Annotated in this window: 6 protein-coding genes and 3 tRNA genes; 6 read left to right on the top strand and 3 right to left on the bottom strand. The window is 39.9% G+C overall.

Annotation, left to right across the window (positions count from 1 at the left end; all coding sequences use genetic code 11):
* Positions 1–15: 15 nt before the first annotated feature.
* Positions 16–1,236 carry a tetratricopeptide repeat protein gene (locus tag AB7E53_RS11630; protein WP_350456529.1) on the bottom strand — a complete coding sequence of 407 codons (1,221 nt, stop codon included), beginning with the start codon at positions 1,234–1,236 and terminating at the stop codon, positions 16–18.
* A 52-nt stretch (positions 1,237–1,288) separates the two neighbouring features.
* Positions 1,289–3,880 (bottom strand): DNA gyrase subunit A, encoded by a 2,592-nt coding sequence (gene gyrA / locus AB7E53_RS11625; RefSeq protein ID WP_079683229.1) that lies wholly within the window; start codon positions 3,878–3,880, stop codon positions 1,289–1,291.
* A gap of 201 nt (positions 3,881–4,081) precedes the next feature.
* Between gyrA and AB7E53_RS11620 the strand changes: the two genes are divergently transcribed.
* From AB7E53_RS11620 to AB7E53_RS11595, 6 genes are all read left to right on the top strand, one after another.
* Entirely contained in the window at positions 4,082–6,640 is a 2,559-nt protein-coding gene (locus AB7E53_RS11620) for an ATP-dependent Clp protease ATP-binding subunit (RefSeq protein ID WP_446775794.1), read from the top strand.
* A gap of 213 nt (positions 6,641–6,853) precedes the next feature.
* Entirely contained in the window at positions 6,854–8,902 is a 2,049-nt protein-coding gene (htpG, locus tag AB7E53_RS11615; RefSeq protein WP_446775792.1) for a molecular chaperone HtpG, read from the top strand.
* Positions 8,903–9,048: 146 nt separating this feature from the next.
* The gene (locus AB7E53_RS11610) at positions 9,049–11,364 is read left to right on the top strand and encodes a patatin-like phospholipase family protein (protein WP_079683226.1); all 2,316 of its coding nucleotides are present in this window, start codon (positions 9,049–9,051) and stop codon (positions 11,362–11,364) included.
* Between the two features lie 75 nt (positions 11,365–11,439).
* Positions 11,440–11,513: transfer RNA gene (locus AB7E53_RS11605), tRNA-Arg, on the top strand.
* A 24-nt stretch (positions 11,514–11,537) separates the two neighbouring features.
* A tRNA-Arg gene (locus AB7E53_RS11600) sits at positions 11,538–11,611 on the top strand.
* Positions 11,612–11,645: 34 nt separating this feature from the next.
* Positions 11,646–11,719 (top strand) — tRNA-Arg (locus tag AB7E53_RS11595).
* A gap of 274 nt (positions 11,720–11,993) precedes the next feature.
* Here AB7E53_RS11595 and ltrA read toward each other — a convergent pair.
* Positions 11,994–13,286, bottom strand: coding sequence for a group II intron reverse transcriptase/maturase (ltrA, locus tag AB7E53_RS11590; protein ID WP_079684637.1), 1,293 nt, complete (start codon positions 13,284–13,286; stop codon positions 11,994–11,996).
* Between the last annotated feature and the right edge of the window lie 663 nt (positions 13,287–13,949).

Raw genomic sequence — 13,949 nt, 5'->3', positions numbered from 1 at the left:
ATTAAATCAAATGAATCAATTACCATTCATTTTAGCTTCAATTTCTTTTAATTTATCACCCATATCAAGGTTGTAATATATTCCTCTTAATGCGATCATATATTCTGATTCTTCAGGTTTCATCTGATGCGCTTTTTCAAAATATGGAAGAGCTTTCTTGAAGAAATCCTTTGCAACAGCAAGTTCTTGTTGATATTTCTTAGTATCATTAATCATGTTTGCTTCACCTTGTTTATTTACACCTTGGTTATAGAAAACACGACCTAAGTTAGAAAGAGCATCTGTATAGTTTGGATCAATTTCCAACGCTTTTTTGAATGATTCTTCAGCCTTTGTATAGTCTTTCAATCCAGTTTCATATACACGGCCCATTACATCGTAAAGCTGTGCATTATTAGGAGTCTTAGCAATAGCTGTATTCAAATACTCGATTGCCTTCTCGTTTCTGTTTGAATAGATATAGTTGTTGATAAGGCTCAACAAGTAATATTGTTCTTCAGGAAACAGGTTAAGACCTTCCTCTAGTGTTTTTTCAAGATTCACTGTATCTTTAGCCTGTTCGTACTCGTAGCAAAGGTACTGATAAACATCATTTCTTCTGTAATCAAAAGCTTTTGCTCTTTCCAATGATTCAACAGCTAATTTTTTGTCTTCCATCTGTGTTGCAGCAACTGCAGCATAGAATTGAACTGTCATAAAGTTTGAATCTCTGGCAGCAACAGGTTCGCCTTTAAACATATCCAAATCTGATATTTTCAGATATTGATCAAAGAATGAATACGCTTTCTTATAATCCTTCTGATCGAAATAGTAAGCACCACCATTGATATAATAAATGTGGTTAGCACCTAATATACCTTTGATGTCCTTTACAAACTTAGGTTTAACTTTACCCTTTTCATTAGGCTGATTATCCAACGTATAAGCCTTTTCAAAATAAGGAAGGATATTCAACAAAGCTTCATACATTACCGGTTCGTTTGGCTTTTGTCCCAATATCTGCTTTGTTCTCTCAGCATCGAACTGTTGATTCTCTATAAACCCAGCCACAAACCAAGTCTTGGCATCGTCTTTAGATTCAGCATTTGTCAATGCTCCCTTTACAAGGTTGCGTGCCTCTGTGAAATCAGGGTTGGTTCCCTTCGCGATACTCTGAGCCGTATTCACGTCTTTTTTTTGTGCGAAGGAAGCCGATGCTGCCACACATAGAGCTACTGTTAATAATACTCTTTTCATTGCGATTTTAATTTGAAATTTATATTCCTTTTAGGTTTTAAATATATTAGAATTATTGCTCTTCAAATTGCTCGGGAGTATCTGTATCCTCAAAACTTTCATTCTCGAAAAGCTCTCCCTGGTTTAACAATTCGCTGGCATTTTCATTTTCTGTAGTGTCTGCTTCATCTGTGTCGGCTATTTCGTCCGGATCAGACATAACTTTACAAACAGAAGCAATTTCATCATTTCGTTTCTCAAGATTTATCAGACGAACACCTTGAGTTGCACGACCGATAACATTCAGATCCGATACTTTCATCCGAATAGTGATACCCGATTTATTTATAATCATCAGGTCGTTATCATCCGTTACATTCTTGATGTCAACCAATTTACCCGTTTTATCAGTAATATTGATTGTTTTAACACCCTTACCACCTCGGTTGGTTATACGATAATCGTCAATATTAGAACGTTTACCATATCCTTGTTCAGAAACAACAAGGATGGTTTCTTTCTCGTTGTCTTTCATACAAACCATTCCAACAACTTCATCCGTAGGATCGTTCTCATCAAGAGTCATACCTCTAACACCTGCAGCTGTACGTCCCATTACTCTCACTGCACTTTCGTGGAATCGAATGGCTCTACCGTTGCGGTTAGCAATAACAACTTCATTGTTACCATTTGTCATCCTTACCTGGATCAGTCCGTCGTCTTCATGTAAGGTAATTGCATTTACCCCATTTTGACGAGGACGGGAATAAGCTTCCAGCAATGTTTTCTTGATAACACCTTTCTTTGTACAGAACAACAGATAATGAGAATTGATAAAGTCGATGTCTGAAGTCAGACGTTTCACTCTTACGAAGGCATTTACCTTATCACCCGCTTCGATGTTCAATAAATTCTGAATGGCACGACCTTTCGAATTCTTTGTTCCTTCCGGTATATCGTATACCTTTAACCAATAACACTTACCTTTTGCAGTAAAGAACATCATGGTTGCGTGCATTGAAGCCGGATAAATATACTCCACAAAGTCGGCATCCCTGGTTTCAGAGCCCTTAGCTCCTACTCCGCCTCTGTTTTGAGCACGGAATTCGCTCAATGGGGTACGTTTGATATATCCCATATGAGAGATGGTAATAATCATCTCATCGTCCGAATAGAAGTCTTCCGGATTAAGTTCTTCAGATGCATATACGATTTCTGTTTTACGAGCATCACCGTATTTATCTTTAATTTCCTGTAATTCATCCTTTACCACTTGCATACAAACATCCTCGTTGGAAAGAATTTCATTTAAGTAAGCAATTAACTTCTCAATTTCTTCAAATTCCGCACGAAGCTTATCTTGTTCAAGTCCTGTAAGCTGACGCAGACGCATGTCAACAATAGCTCTGGATTGTATTTCGCTCAATGCAAAACGAGACATCAAACGTTCAATCGCTTCATTCGGACTCTTTGAAGTCTTTATGATGGCAATTACTTCATCAATATTATCGGATGCAATGATTAATCCTTCAAGAATATGAGCTCTCTCTTCTGCTTTTTTTAGTTCATATTTTGTTCTGCGAATCACCACTTCGTGACGATGCTCAACAAAATAACCTATCATCTGCTTCAGATTCAGTGTTTCCGGTCTTCCTTTTACAAGGGCGATATTATTCACACTGAATGAAGATTGCAATGCAGTAAGCTTATAAAGCTTATTTAATACTACACTTGCATTGGCATCACGCTTAACATCCACAACGATACGCATACCCGAACGGTCTGATTCGTCGTTTACGTTGGAAATACCCTCAAGACGCTTTTCGCCAACAAGATCGGCAATGTGTTTGATCAGCTCAGCCTTGTTAACCAGATAAGGGATTTCAGTGATGACAATTTTATCATGGTTGTGCTCGTGTTCAATTTCAGCCTTACCCCTCATTACTACACGGCCTTTCCCTGTTTCGAAGGCGTCTTTCACTCCGGCATATCCATATATATAGGCACCTGTAGGAAAATCAGGAGCTTTAATATACTGCATGAGGCCTTCGATTTCAATTTCACCTTTTGCATCAATGTAAGCAATTGTACCATCAATAACCTCACTCATGTTATGAGGAGGCATGTTGGTTGCCATACCTACAGCAATACCGGATCCACCATTTACAAGTAAATTAGGAATACGCGTAGGCAATACAGTAGGCTCTTTCAGGGTATCGTCAAAGTTCAGCTGAAAATCTACGGTATCTTTGTCAATATCACGCAGCATTTCTTCGGCCATTTTGCTTAAACGGGCTTCCGTATAACGCATAGCAGCCGGACTATCGCCGTCTATCGAACCAAAGTTACCCTGACCATCCACCAAAGGATACCTCAAAGACCATGACTGAGCCATACGAACCATGGCAAAATACACAGATGAATCACCATGAGGGTGATACTTACCTAAAACTTCCCCAACAATTCTTGCAGATTTTTTATAAGGTTTATCGGAGGTATTACCCAATTCATTCATCCCAAACAGTACACGGCGGTGAACTGGTTTAAAACCATCCCTAACATCCGGAAGAGCACGTGAAACGATAACAGACATTGAATAGTCAATGTAAGCCGATTTCATCTCGTCTTCTATGTTAATCTTAATAATTCTGTCTTGATCAACCATTTAGATTTATATTAATTACACGCTTTATCAGAACTCTGAAAAATTGCACTAAGGTAAGGGTTTTCCGCATACTACGAAAGCTTTTAATGTGAAAAATTACTATTTGAGTCTTTTCAACAATTATTGGGGATTAATGGCATAGATTTTGATTGAATGTTCAAATAGATTGTTATTTTTGCAAAACGCATTACATTAAAATATATGAAGAATAATTATACAAAAAGACTGTTTGATGTACTACAGTACAGCCGCGAAGAGGCTGTCAGGCTGCAGAGCAGTTACATCGGTCCGGAGCATTTGATGCTTGGCATACTACGTGATGGCAATGGTATTGCGTATGACACTCTGGCCGAATTAGACGTCAACTTGTCGCTTCTAAAGAAGAAGATAGAACAAAACCTTAAAAACTCCTTCGATGACAGCTTTGATCACAGCGAAATCGCAGTGACAAAAGAAACAGAACGGGTATTACGAATGAGTATGCTGGAGGCAAAGCTCTTTAAAAAGACCGAAACCGGAACAGAACATCTGTTGCTGGCAATACTCAAAGATGCAAACAATACGGCAGCATCTGTCCTTTTGGAGGAAAATGTCGATTACCGCACTGTGTACAATATGCTGGTTAACGGAACCGGGATGAAGAGACTGGAAGAAGAATCGGATGAAATCAGGGATGGATATACTGATGATGACGACGACGAAGACGATGATAATTTTGGAGGAAAGAAAGAATCCGGCCGATCTTCCGGAGGTGCTCAGGGATCTGCTCAACCTAAATCACCAAACGATACACCTGTTTTAGATAACTTTGGTTCAGACATGACCAGGGCTGCCATGGAAAACAGATTGGATCCCATCGTTGGCCGAGAAAAAGAAATCGAGCGTCTGGCTCAGATTCTGAGCAGAAGAAAAAAGAACAACCCTGTTCTGATAGGTGAACCAGGTGTTGGTAAATCAGCTATTGTAGAAGGATTGGCTTTGCGCATTGTTCAAAGAAAAGTATCTCGTATTTTGTTCGACAAACGGGTAATTAGCCTCGATATGGCATCTGTAGTTGCCGGAACAAAATATCGTGGACAGTTTGAAGAGCGTATCAAGGCTATATTAAATGAATTGTCTAAAAATCCCAATATCATTCTTTTTATAGACGAAATTCATACCTTGGTTGGTGCCGGAGCAGCATCCGGATCCATGGATGCCGCCAATATGCTGAAGCCGGCATTGGCAAGAGGCGAAATTCAATGTATCGGAGCAACAACCCTGGATGAATACAGAAAGAATATTGAGAAGGACGGTGCGTTGGAAAGACGTTTCCAGAAGATTATTGTAGATCCTACAACAGCAGACGAAACTCTTCAGATACTTCAAAACATAAAAGACAGGTATGAAGAGCATCACAACGTAATTTATACACCCGAGGCTCTCAAAGCCTGTGTAACGCTCACAGACAGATACATAAGTGACCGGAACTTCCCCGACAAGGCAATTGATGCCCTGGACGAAGCTGGTTCGCGTGTTCACATCTCCAACATAGTCGTGCCCAAAAGTATCGAAGACCTTGAAAAGAAGATTGAGGAGACTAAGGCAGAAAAGGTTGCTGCAGTAAAGTCTCAGAATTTCGAATTGGCTGCCAGCTTCAGGGACAAAGAGCGTCAGTACCTGCTTCAGCTGGAGGCAGCTAAAACACGCTGGGAAGAAGAGCTTCACGAAAGCCGTGAAACGGTGGATGAAGATAAGGTAGCCGAGGTGATTGCCATGATGTCTGGTGTACCGGTTCAACGGATTGCTAAGGCTGAAAATCTGAAGCTGATTGAAATGGCCGAGGTACTGAAAAGCAAAGTTGTAGGTCAGGATGATGCTGTACAGAAGGTGGTTAAAGCAATTCAACGCAACAGAGTTGGGCTGAAAGATCCTAACAAGCCGATCGGTACATTTATGTTCCTGGGTCCAACCGGTGTAGGTAAAACATACCTTGCAAAGAAGCTTGCCGAATACCTGTTTGACTCGTCAGACGCCCTAATCCGCATCGACATGAGCGAATACCTGGAGAAATTTGCGGTTTCAAGACTGATAGGAGCTCCTCCGGGATATGTAGGATACGAAGAAGGTGGTCAGCTTACTGAAAAAGTTCGCAGAAAACCTTACTCGGTAGTGTTGCTGGATGAAATTGAAAAAGCACATCCGGATGTATTCAATCTATTACTTCAGGTTTTAGACGAAGGAAGGCTGACTGACAGTTTAGGCAGACAAATTGATTTTAAGAATACAATCCTGATTCTGACTTCAAACATTGGAACAAGACAACTTAAAGAGTTTGGCCATGGTGTAGGTTTCAACACTCAACAACTTGCTGGTACTTCAGAAAAAGACTTTTCAAGAAGTGTAATTCAAAAAGCCCTGAACAAAGCTTTTGCTCCGGAATTTTTAAATCGTATCGACGATGTTGTAATGTTTGATCCGCTGGATAAAGATTCTATCCATAAAATTATCGACATTGAACTCGAAGGGTTATACAAACGGGTTAATAACATTGGTTATCAGCTGGTTCTTACAGACGAAGCAAAAGATTTTATTGCCTCTAAGGGATACGACGTACAATTTGGAGCACGTCCCCTTAAACGTTCAATCCAGAAGTACCTGGAAGATGAAATGGCCGAAATGATTATTCGAGCTACCGTTAGCGAAGGCGACACTATATTAGTGGACTTCGATAAAGAAGAGCAGAAAATCACAACACAAATTAAGAAAGAAAAAGAATAAGGAATAATTAGATAACATTCCTCTCCTACTTTAAAAGCCGGGCAAGTTTGTCCGGCTTTTTTATGTCGTAAATTTGAAAAATTGGCACAAACAGTGGTCATTATGGCATATACAGGTTTTGGCATTTTTTTTGCATTTCAGAAAACAGCGGAATCAGTATTCTGCAACTAATTTGAACTTAATAAAATACATAACATTAATAAATTATTAATTATGGCAAAAGTTGGTCACATAGGTGTTACTACGGATAACATCTTTCCGGTAATTAAGAAATTTCTTTACAGCGATCATGAAATCTTTTTACGCGAACTTGTTTCAAATGCGGTAGATGCTACTCAAAAACTTAAAACACTCTCTTCTGTAGGTGAATTTAAAGGAGAATTGGGAGATGTAACTGTTCGTGTTGCGTTTGATGATAATACAATCACCATCTCCGACCGCGGTATAGGTATGACTGCCGAAGAGATCGAAAAATATATAAATCAGATTGCGTTTTCCAGTGCGGAGGAGTTTCTTGAAAAATATAAAGACGATAAAGCTGCCATTATCGGTCACTTCGGATTAGGATTTTATTCGTCCTTTATGGTTTCCAAAAAGGTTGAAATCGTTACTAAATCCTACAAAGAAGGTGCTGTACCAATGAAATGGAGTTGCGACGGTTCTCCGGAATATACATTGGAAGAGACTGAGAAAGCCGACAGAGGTACTGACATCATTCTCTATATAGATGATGAAAACAAAGATTTCCTGAATAAAGATAAGATTAATGGATTACTTACTAAATATTGTAAGTTCCTACCTGTGCCAATTGCATTTGGAAAGAAACAGGAATGGAAAGATGGAAAGTATGTAGACACGGCAGAAGATAACGTTATTAATGACGTATTACCTGCGTGGGTTCGTAAGCCGGCCGACCTTAAAGACGAAGATTACAAGAAATTCTACAGAGATCTTTATCCTATGTCGGACGAACCTCTGTTCTGGATCCACCTCAATGTAGATTATCCGTTTAATCTGACCGGTATCCTTTATTTCCCGAAAATAAAGAATAATATGGAGTTGCACCGTAACAAGATTCAATTGTACTGCAACCAGGTATTTGTAACCGACTCGGTAGAAGGCATTGTTCCTGAATTCCTTACATTGCTGCATGGTGTGATTGATTCGCCGGATATTCCATTAAACGTTTCACGTTCTTATCTGCAGAGCGATTCCAATGTTAAGAAGATATCTAACCACATCACGAAGAAAGTGGCCGATCGTCTGGAAGAGATTTTTAAATCAGACAGAGCACAGTTTGAAGAAAAATGGGATAACCTTAAACTGTTTATCCAGTATGGTATGCTGAGCGACGAAAAATTCTACGATCGTGGTGCAAAGTTTGCTCTATTGAAAGATGTTGACGGTAAGAGTTTTACTTTCGAGGAATACAAAACCCTGATTAAAGAAAATCAGACCGACAAAGAAGGCAACACTATTTATCTGTATACAAACAATAAAGACGACCAATACAGCTACATCCAGGCGGCGAAAGACAAAGGATATAATGTATTGCATATGGATGGTCAATTGGATGTGCATGTGGTTAGTCAGCTTGAACAGAAATTCGAAAAGAGTCGTTTTGTTCGTGTAGACAGTGATACGGTAGATAACCTGATACGCAAAGACGATGCAGGCAAGGTTCATCTGTCGGCCGAACAACAAAATGCCCTTCAGGAAATCTTCAGAAGTCAGCTTCCCAAGATGGAAAAGGCGGAATTCATCGTTACATTCGAAGCATTGGGCGAAAACGTTAATCCGGTAATGATTACTCAAAGCGAATACATGCGTCGTATGCGTGAAATGGCTGCTATGCAACCAGGTATGTCGTTTTACGGAGAGTTACCCGATAGCTACAATCTGGTATTAAATACAGACCATTCTTTAATTAAGGAGGTAGTAAAGGAAGAAGAAGAAGCTTGTGCGGAAAAACTCAATCCGATTATGGCCGACAAAAAAGGATGGGAAGCCCGCGAAGCCGATTTGCAAGCCAAACAGAAAGATAAGAAGGATGAAGAAATTGCAGCTTCAGAAAAAGAGGACCTGGAAAATACCCGTAAAAAGATAGAAGAATTAACCAGCAATTACAACTCAATCCTGGCAACCTATGCTGCAGAAAACAAGAAGGTAAGTCAGCTTATCGACCTTGCTCTGCTTTCAAATGGTATGTTGAAGGGTGAAGCACTCAGCCGATTTATCAAACGGAGTGTAGAATTGATTTAATAAATTGACATCTGCATAAATTAAGAGGAGAAACAGATAAAGTTTCTCCTCTTTTTTTGTTTATCTCTAAACTTTCAGTTACTTTTGAATACATATATTAATAAACAATTTACCATTATTCCTTATCTAAATAAATTGCCGGACAAATGAAAAAAATTACTATATTTTTCACCTTGCTTTTAATTCTTCTGCAACCCGTAACGGCTCAAAAAGTGGGACTCGTTTTAAGCGGTGGCGGAGCGAAGGGTGCTGCACATATCGGTGTAATAAAAGCACTCGAAGAAAACAATATCCCAATAGACTATGTGGCAGGCACTTCCATTGGAGCCATTATCGGAAGTTTGTACGCTATGGGATATACCCCGGATGAGATGTTGGCACTGATTCTATCGGAAGAATTTGGCTATTGGCAGACCGGTATGGTGGAAGACGATTATCTTTACTACTTTAAGAAACCGGACGATACACCGGATTTTTCTCATTTCTCTATTGACATATCAGACTCTTTGCAAGTAAAAACAAACTTCCTGCCCCAAAGTCTGATTAACCCTATACAGATGAATCAGGCCTTTGTTTCGCTTTTTGCACAGGCAACAGCGAAAGCAATCTGGAATTTCGATAATCTGTTTGTGCCTTTCCGCTGTATCGGTTCGGATGTATACAATAAAAAAGCTGTAGTATTCAGAAATGGCGATCTGGGTGATGCAGTAAGAACCTCCATGTCGTTTCCATTCGTATTTAAACCCATATGGAAAGACAGCGTACCTCTTTATGATGGAGGTATCTATGATAATTTCCCGGTAACAACGATGAAAGCCGACTTTAATCCCGATTTTATACTTGGATCTGTTGTGGCCGGCAGCAATAACAAACCAAGCGAAAATCCGTATAGTCAGCTTGAAACTATGATTATGCAGAAAACGGAGTACGATATTCCCGAAGAAGATGGAATGATGCTTAAATTTCAGTTCAGCGATGTTTCATTGCTCGATTTCCCGAGAGCTAAAGAGCTGATGGAGATTGGCTACAGGCGTACCCTCTCCATTATCGACTCCATAAAGATGCGTGTACCCAGAGAGGTTACCAGGGATGAATTAAGCTTGAAGCGAAAGGCCTACAAAGAAGGACTTCCTCCATTGGTGTTCAAAAACATATATATCAACGGAGTAACCGATGCACAACGGAATTATATTGAAGCACAATTGCATCGGGATATAAACAATGAATTCACGATGGAAGATTTTCGTCGTGCTTACTTCAAGATGCTATCCTATTCCAAAATCAAGGAAATTATTCCACATGCCGTTTATAACAGAAAAGAAAAGCTTTTCGATCTTTATCTGGATGTTACGGTAAAAGATGAAATTAAGGTATCCTTTGGAGGAAACGTTTCGTCTCACCAGGCAAACCAACTGTTTTTAGGATTCAACTACCAGGCAATCTCCCATGTGGCAGCCGATTACACGGCCAATTTTCATGTAGGGAACTCCTTCAGCGGTGTTTTGCTTAATGCGCGTACCTATTTAAAAACGAGAATCCCCTCCTACCTGAATGTGCAGGCAGCCTATTCGTTTAAGAAATACTCAGAAAGTCAGTCACTCTTCTACGAAGATGTTTTACCTTCATTTATACAACAAAAAGAAAGTTATATGAAGGTTAAGCTAGGGCTTCCATTTTTAAACAAAGCCAAAGCCGAGCTGGGAGTAGCTTACGGTCACCTTAATGACAGCTATTTTCAGACATCCAATATCTTGTTTCCTAATTCTAAATTTGATAACAGCGTATATAATCTTTTTGCTGTATCACTACGACTGGACCGAAATTCTTTGGATGACAAGCTTTATCCTATTGCCGGTAAACAGCAGTATATTATTGCCCAATATGTAAACGGAGAGGAAAAATATAATCCTGCCAGTACTTCTGCTCAACTTAATACGGCGGATAAACCTCATAGCTGGTTGCAGATTAAGGGACGTTTGCATCAATATCATCAGTTTTCCAACCGTTTTAATCTGGGTTATACGGCGGAAACTGTTATTTCAAGTAAAAATCTGATGAATAATTACACTTCATCTGTCCTTCAGGCTCCGGCATTTACACCAACCCCTCATAGTGAAATCGTTTTTAACGAGGCATTCAGAGCCAATCAATATGCCGCAGTTGGTCTTTCTCCCATAATTAAGTTGAGTAAGCTGGTTCACTTCAGAGCAGACCTCTATTGCTTTGCTCCTTTCTACGAAATTAAGAAAGATGTTATTTCCACCGGGTCCACATATATTGATTCTCCCTATTACGGAAACTTTCTAAGGTCTTTTCAATTTATGGGGGAAACATCGTTGGTAATAAGACTTCCCTTTGCCTCTATCAGTTTGTATGCCAATGGATACAGCTATCCCAAACAAAATTTTAACTTTGGGTTGAATATAGGCTATCTTATCTTTAATCCAAAAATGTTGGATTAAAGGTTAAAAAACTAGCAGAAATGCTTGCAGAAATAAAAGAAAAGGCTACCTTTGCACTCGCAATCACGAAGTAATGGCCGCGTAGCTCAACTGAATAGAGTAGCTGACTACGGATCAGCCGGTTACAGGTTTGAATCCTGTCGCGGTCACACATTCGGAGATATAAATTAATTGGCCACGTAGCTCAACTGAATAGAGTAGCTGACTACGGATCAGCCGGTTACAGGTTTGAATCCTGTCGTGGTCACACATTAATTTAGCGATATTTTACATAATTGATTGGCCGCGTAGCTCAACTGAATAGAGTAGCTGACTACGGATCAGCCGGTTACAGGTTTGAATCCTGTCGCGGTCACAATCATTAAGAGTTGCAATTTAGGTTGCAGCTCTTTTTTTTTGCCCCTAATTGTAATTAAATCCTTTAAGATCCCACTCCATCTGCTTTCAAATTTATACAAGAACCGGATCTCCCATATAATTCCAACAACCTTCTACACAGAACTTAAATTTACAAAAATGAGTCGAGTAGGCCTGAGCATTTCAGCTCAAGCCGCCGAGTAAGCAAGGGGAGTTTCACCCCAAGCTTCTCAATAAACCGTGCGTGAAACTCTCGCTTCACACGGCTTTACTTATTTAACCATTATCAACTGAGACTTGACCTTGTCTTTATTGGTAAATCTTGGTAGAACACCGCATTTCCAATGATAAAAGATAAGTCCTTCTTTTTCTGCAATATGGGCAAGCCATTCTTGAGCAGGGTAGAAACGATTTCTATATCGTTCAAACTTACACATTACCCAGCGTGCTAAGCGTCCATTTAGTGTCTGCATAAACCGTTTCAGTCGAGTAGGATAGAATTTACCATAATAGGTCATCCAACCTCGTACAATTGGGTTTATGTCAGCAGCAAGGTGTTCCAATGTCTGATTTGAATGTCTGTTCAGATGCCAACTGTGTATCGTTTCATTAATTCGCTTCATTGATTTCTGACTGATAGCCGGAAGAAAACCTGTAAATCGATTTCCCTGCTTATCAATAGATTCCCGAGGTTGAAACGTAAATCCGAGAAAATCAAAAGTAACATTTGAATAGCTTTCCTTACGACGACTACTTTTACAATAGACTATTTTCGTCTTCTCTTCATTGAGGTGCAACTTGCAGTTTTCAAATCGCTGTTGAATTTTTGCTTGGAGATATTCCGCTTGTTTAAGACTATGGCAGTGGCAAATTGTATCATCAGCATATCTCTCAAACGGGATGCGGGGAAAGGTCTTCTCCATCCATTTATCGAAAGTATAATGAAGAAACAAGTTCGCAAGAACTGGACCGATCACACTGCCCTGGGGGACGCCAAGGGCTCTGTCAATCCGACTCCCATCTGGTTTTTCATAGGGAACTTTCAGCCATCTTTTTATATACATCAGTATCCATTTTTCTTGCGTATGCCTTTTCAAGGCTCTCAGCAATAGTTCGTGGTCTATTGTATCAAAGAACTTACTAATATCCATATCAAGAACCCAAGCATATCCCCAACAACGTTCACGAGCTTTATTTACAGCATCATGTGCTGAACGATGAGGACGATAAGCGTAGGAATCTTCATGGAAACAAGGTTCGATATTGGGAGTTATCAACATTACAATCGCCATTTGAGCAATACGGTCTGATACTGTAGGGATACCTAATGGACGTTTGCCTCCAGCACTCTTCGGTATTTCAACCAGCTTGACGGAAGGAGGAAAGTAACTACCAGAACTCATTCGATTCCAAAGTTTATAGAGATTGCATCTGAGATCTTTTTCATAATCCTCAAGAGTTACTCTATCAATGCCAGCACTTCCACGGTTTGCTTTTACACGCAGAAATGCATCATAAACCAGTTGTTTCGATATTGATATTGGTTTTGCGTTGTCGTTTTGCATCTTTCTAATTGTTAATCAGTTGTACTATAACGTTACGCTAAATAAGCTGATCCCTTCGCTCCACACCCATTACGGGTACTTCATAACTACTACGAATCAGTCCGCCCCTATTATAAGCATCCGTACTTTCTCCCTTGAAGGTTCTTCCCCTTGGGATTTTCCGTTAACATCTTATAGCAGGTTCCCACGTTCCACATAAGAGCCTCTTTATAGGTCATGCCATCTGTACACCGGATGCCGTAACGACAATAAACAGGTAATCTCGTTACTTATCCCAAAAGAGTGAGAAACTTTTGGTTTTGACATCATCTACGGTTATTTTCGATGCTTCATCAATGGTTCCCTTGCGGTCATCTCCTATAAAGCTACCTGGCAATTTAGATATTGCCTTTTCGTATATTGTTCACTACCTTAACCATGGGGAAAAAGCAGCATATACTGGTTTGCAACCATCTCCTGTAAGACGGTTACGAGGGGCCTGCCCTCATCTCCTATATAGTTGCGAAGCACTTTAGCTGATGCTTCTCGTGGCACAATCTCACAGAACCGTGCGTGACAGTCTCCCGTCACACGGCTCTTCTTATTCAGTCTGATAAGATTACCATTTCTTGTTAGCTGTTGGAGTTACTCCCCACTGCCAGTGGTAAAAGAGTTTAGACTCTT

The organism is Macellibacteroides sp., from assembly GCF_050251695.1.
Lineage (GTDB): Bacteria > Bacteroidota > Bacteroidia > Bacteroidales > Tannerellaceae > Macellibacteroides > Macellibacteroides fermentans.
The sequence above is the reverse complement of the archived record's forward strand: the minus strand, read 5'-3'. Positions and strand labels throughout refer to the sequence as shown.

Coding starts and splice junctions, on each gene's coding strand:
- htpG (WP_446775792.1), top strand. CDS start 6,854: ATGGCAAAAGTTGGTCACATAGGTGTTACTACGGATAACATCTTTCCG.
- AB7E53_RS11630 (WP_350456529.1), bottom strand. CDS start 1,236: ATGAAAAGAGTATTATTAACAGTAGCTCTATGTGTGGCAGCATCGGCT.
- AB7E53_RS11620 (WP_446775794.1), top strand. CDS start 4,082: ATGAAGAATAATTATACAAAAAGACTGTTTGATGTACTACAGTACAGC.
- ltrA (WP_079684637.1), bottom strand. CDS start 13,286: ATGCAAAACGACAACGCAAAACCAATATCAATATCGAAACAACTGGTT.
- AB7E53_RS11610 (WP_079683226.1), top strand. CDS start 9,049: ATGAAAAAAATTACTATATTTTTCACCTTGCTTTTAATTCTTCTGCAA.
- gyrA (WP_079683229.1), bottom strand. CDS start 3,880: ATGGTTGATCAAGACAGAATTATTAAGATTAACATAGAAGACGAGATG.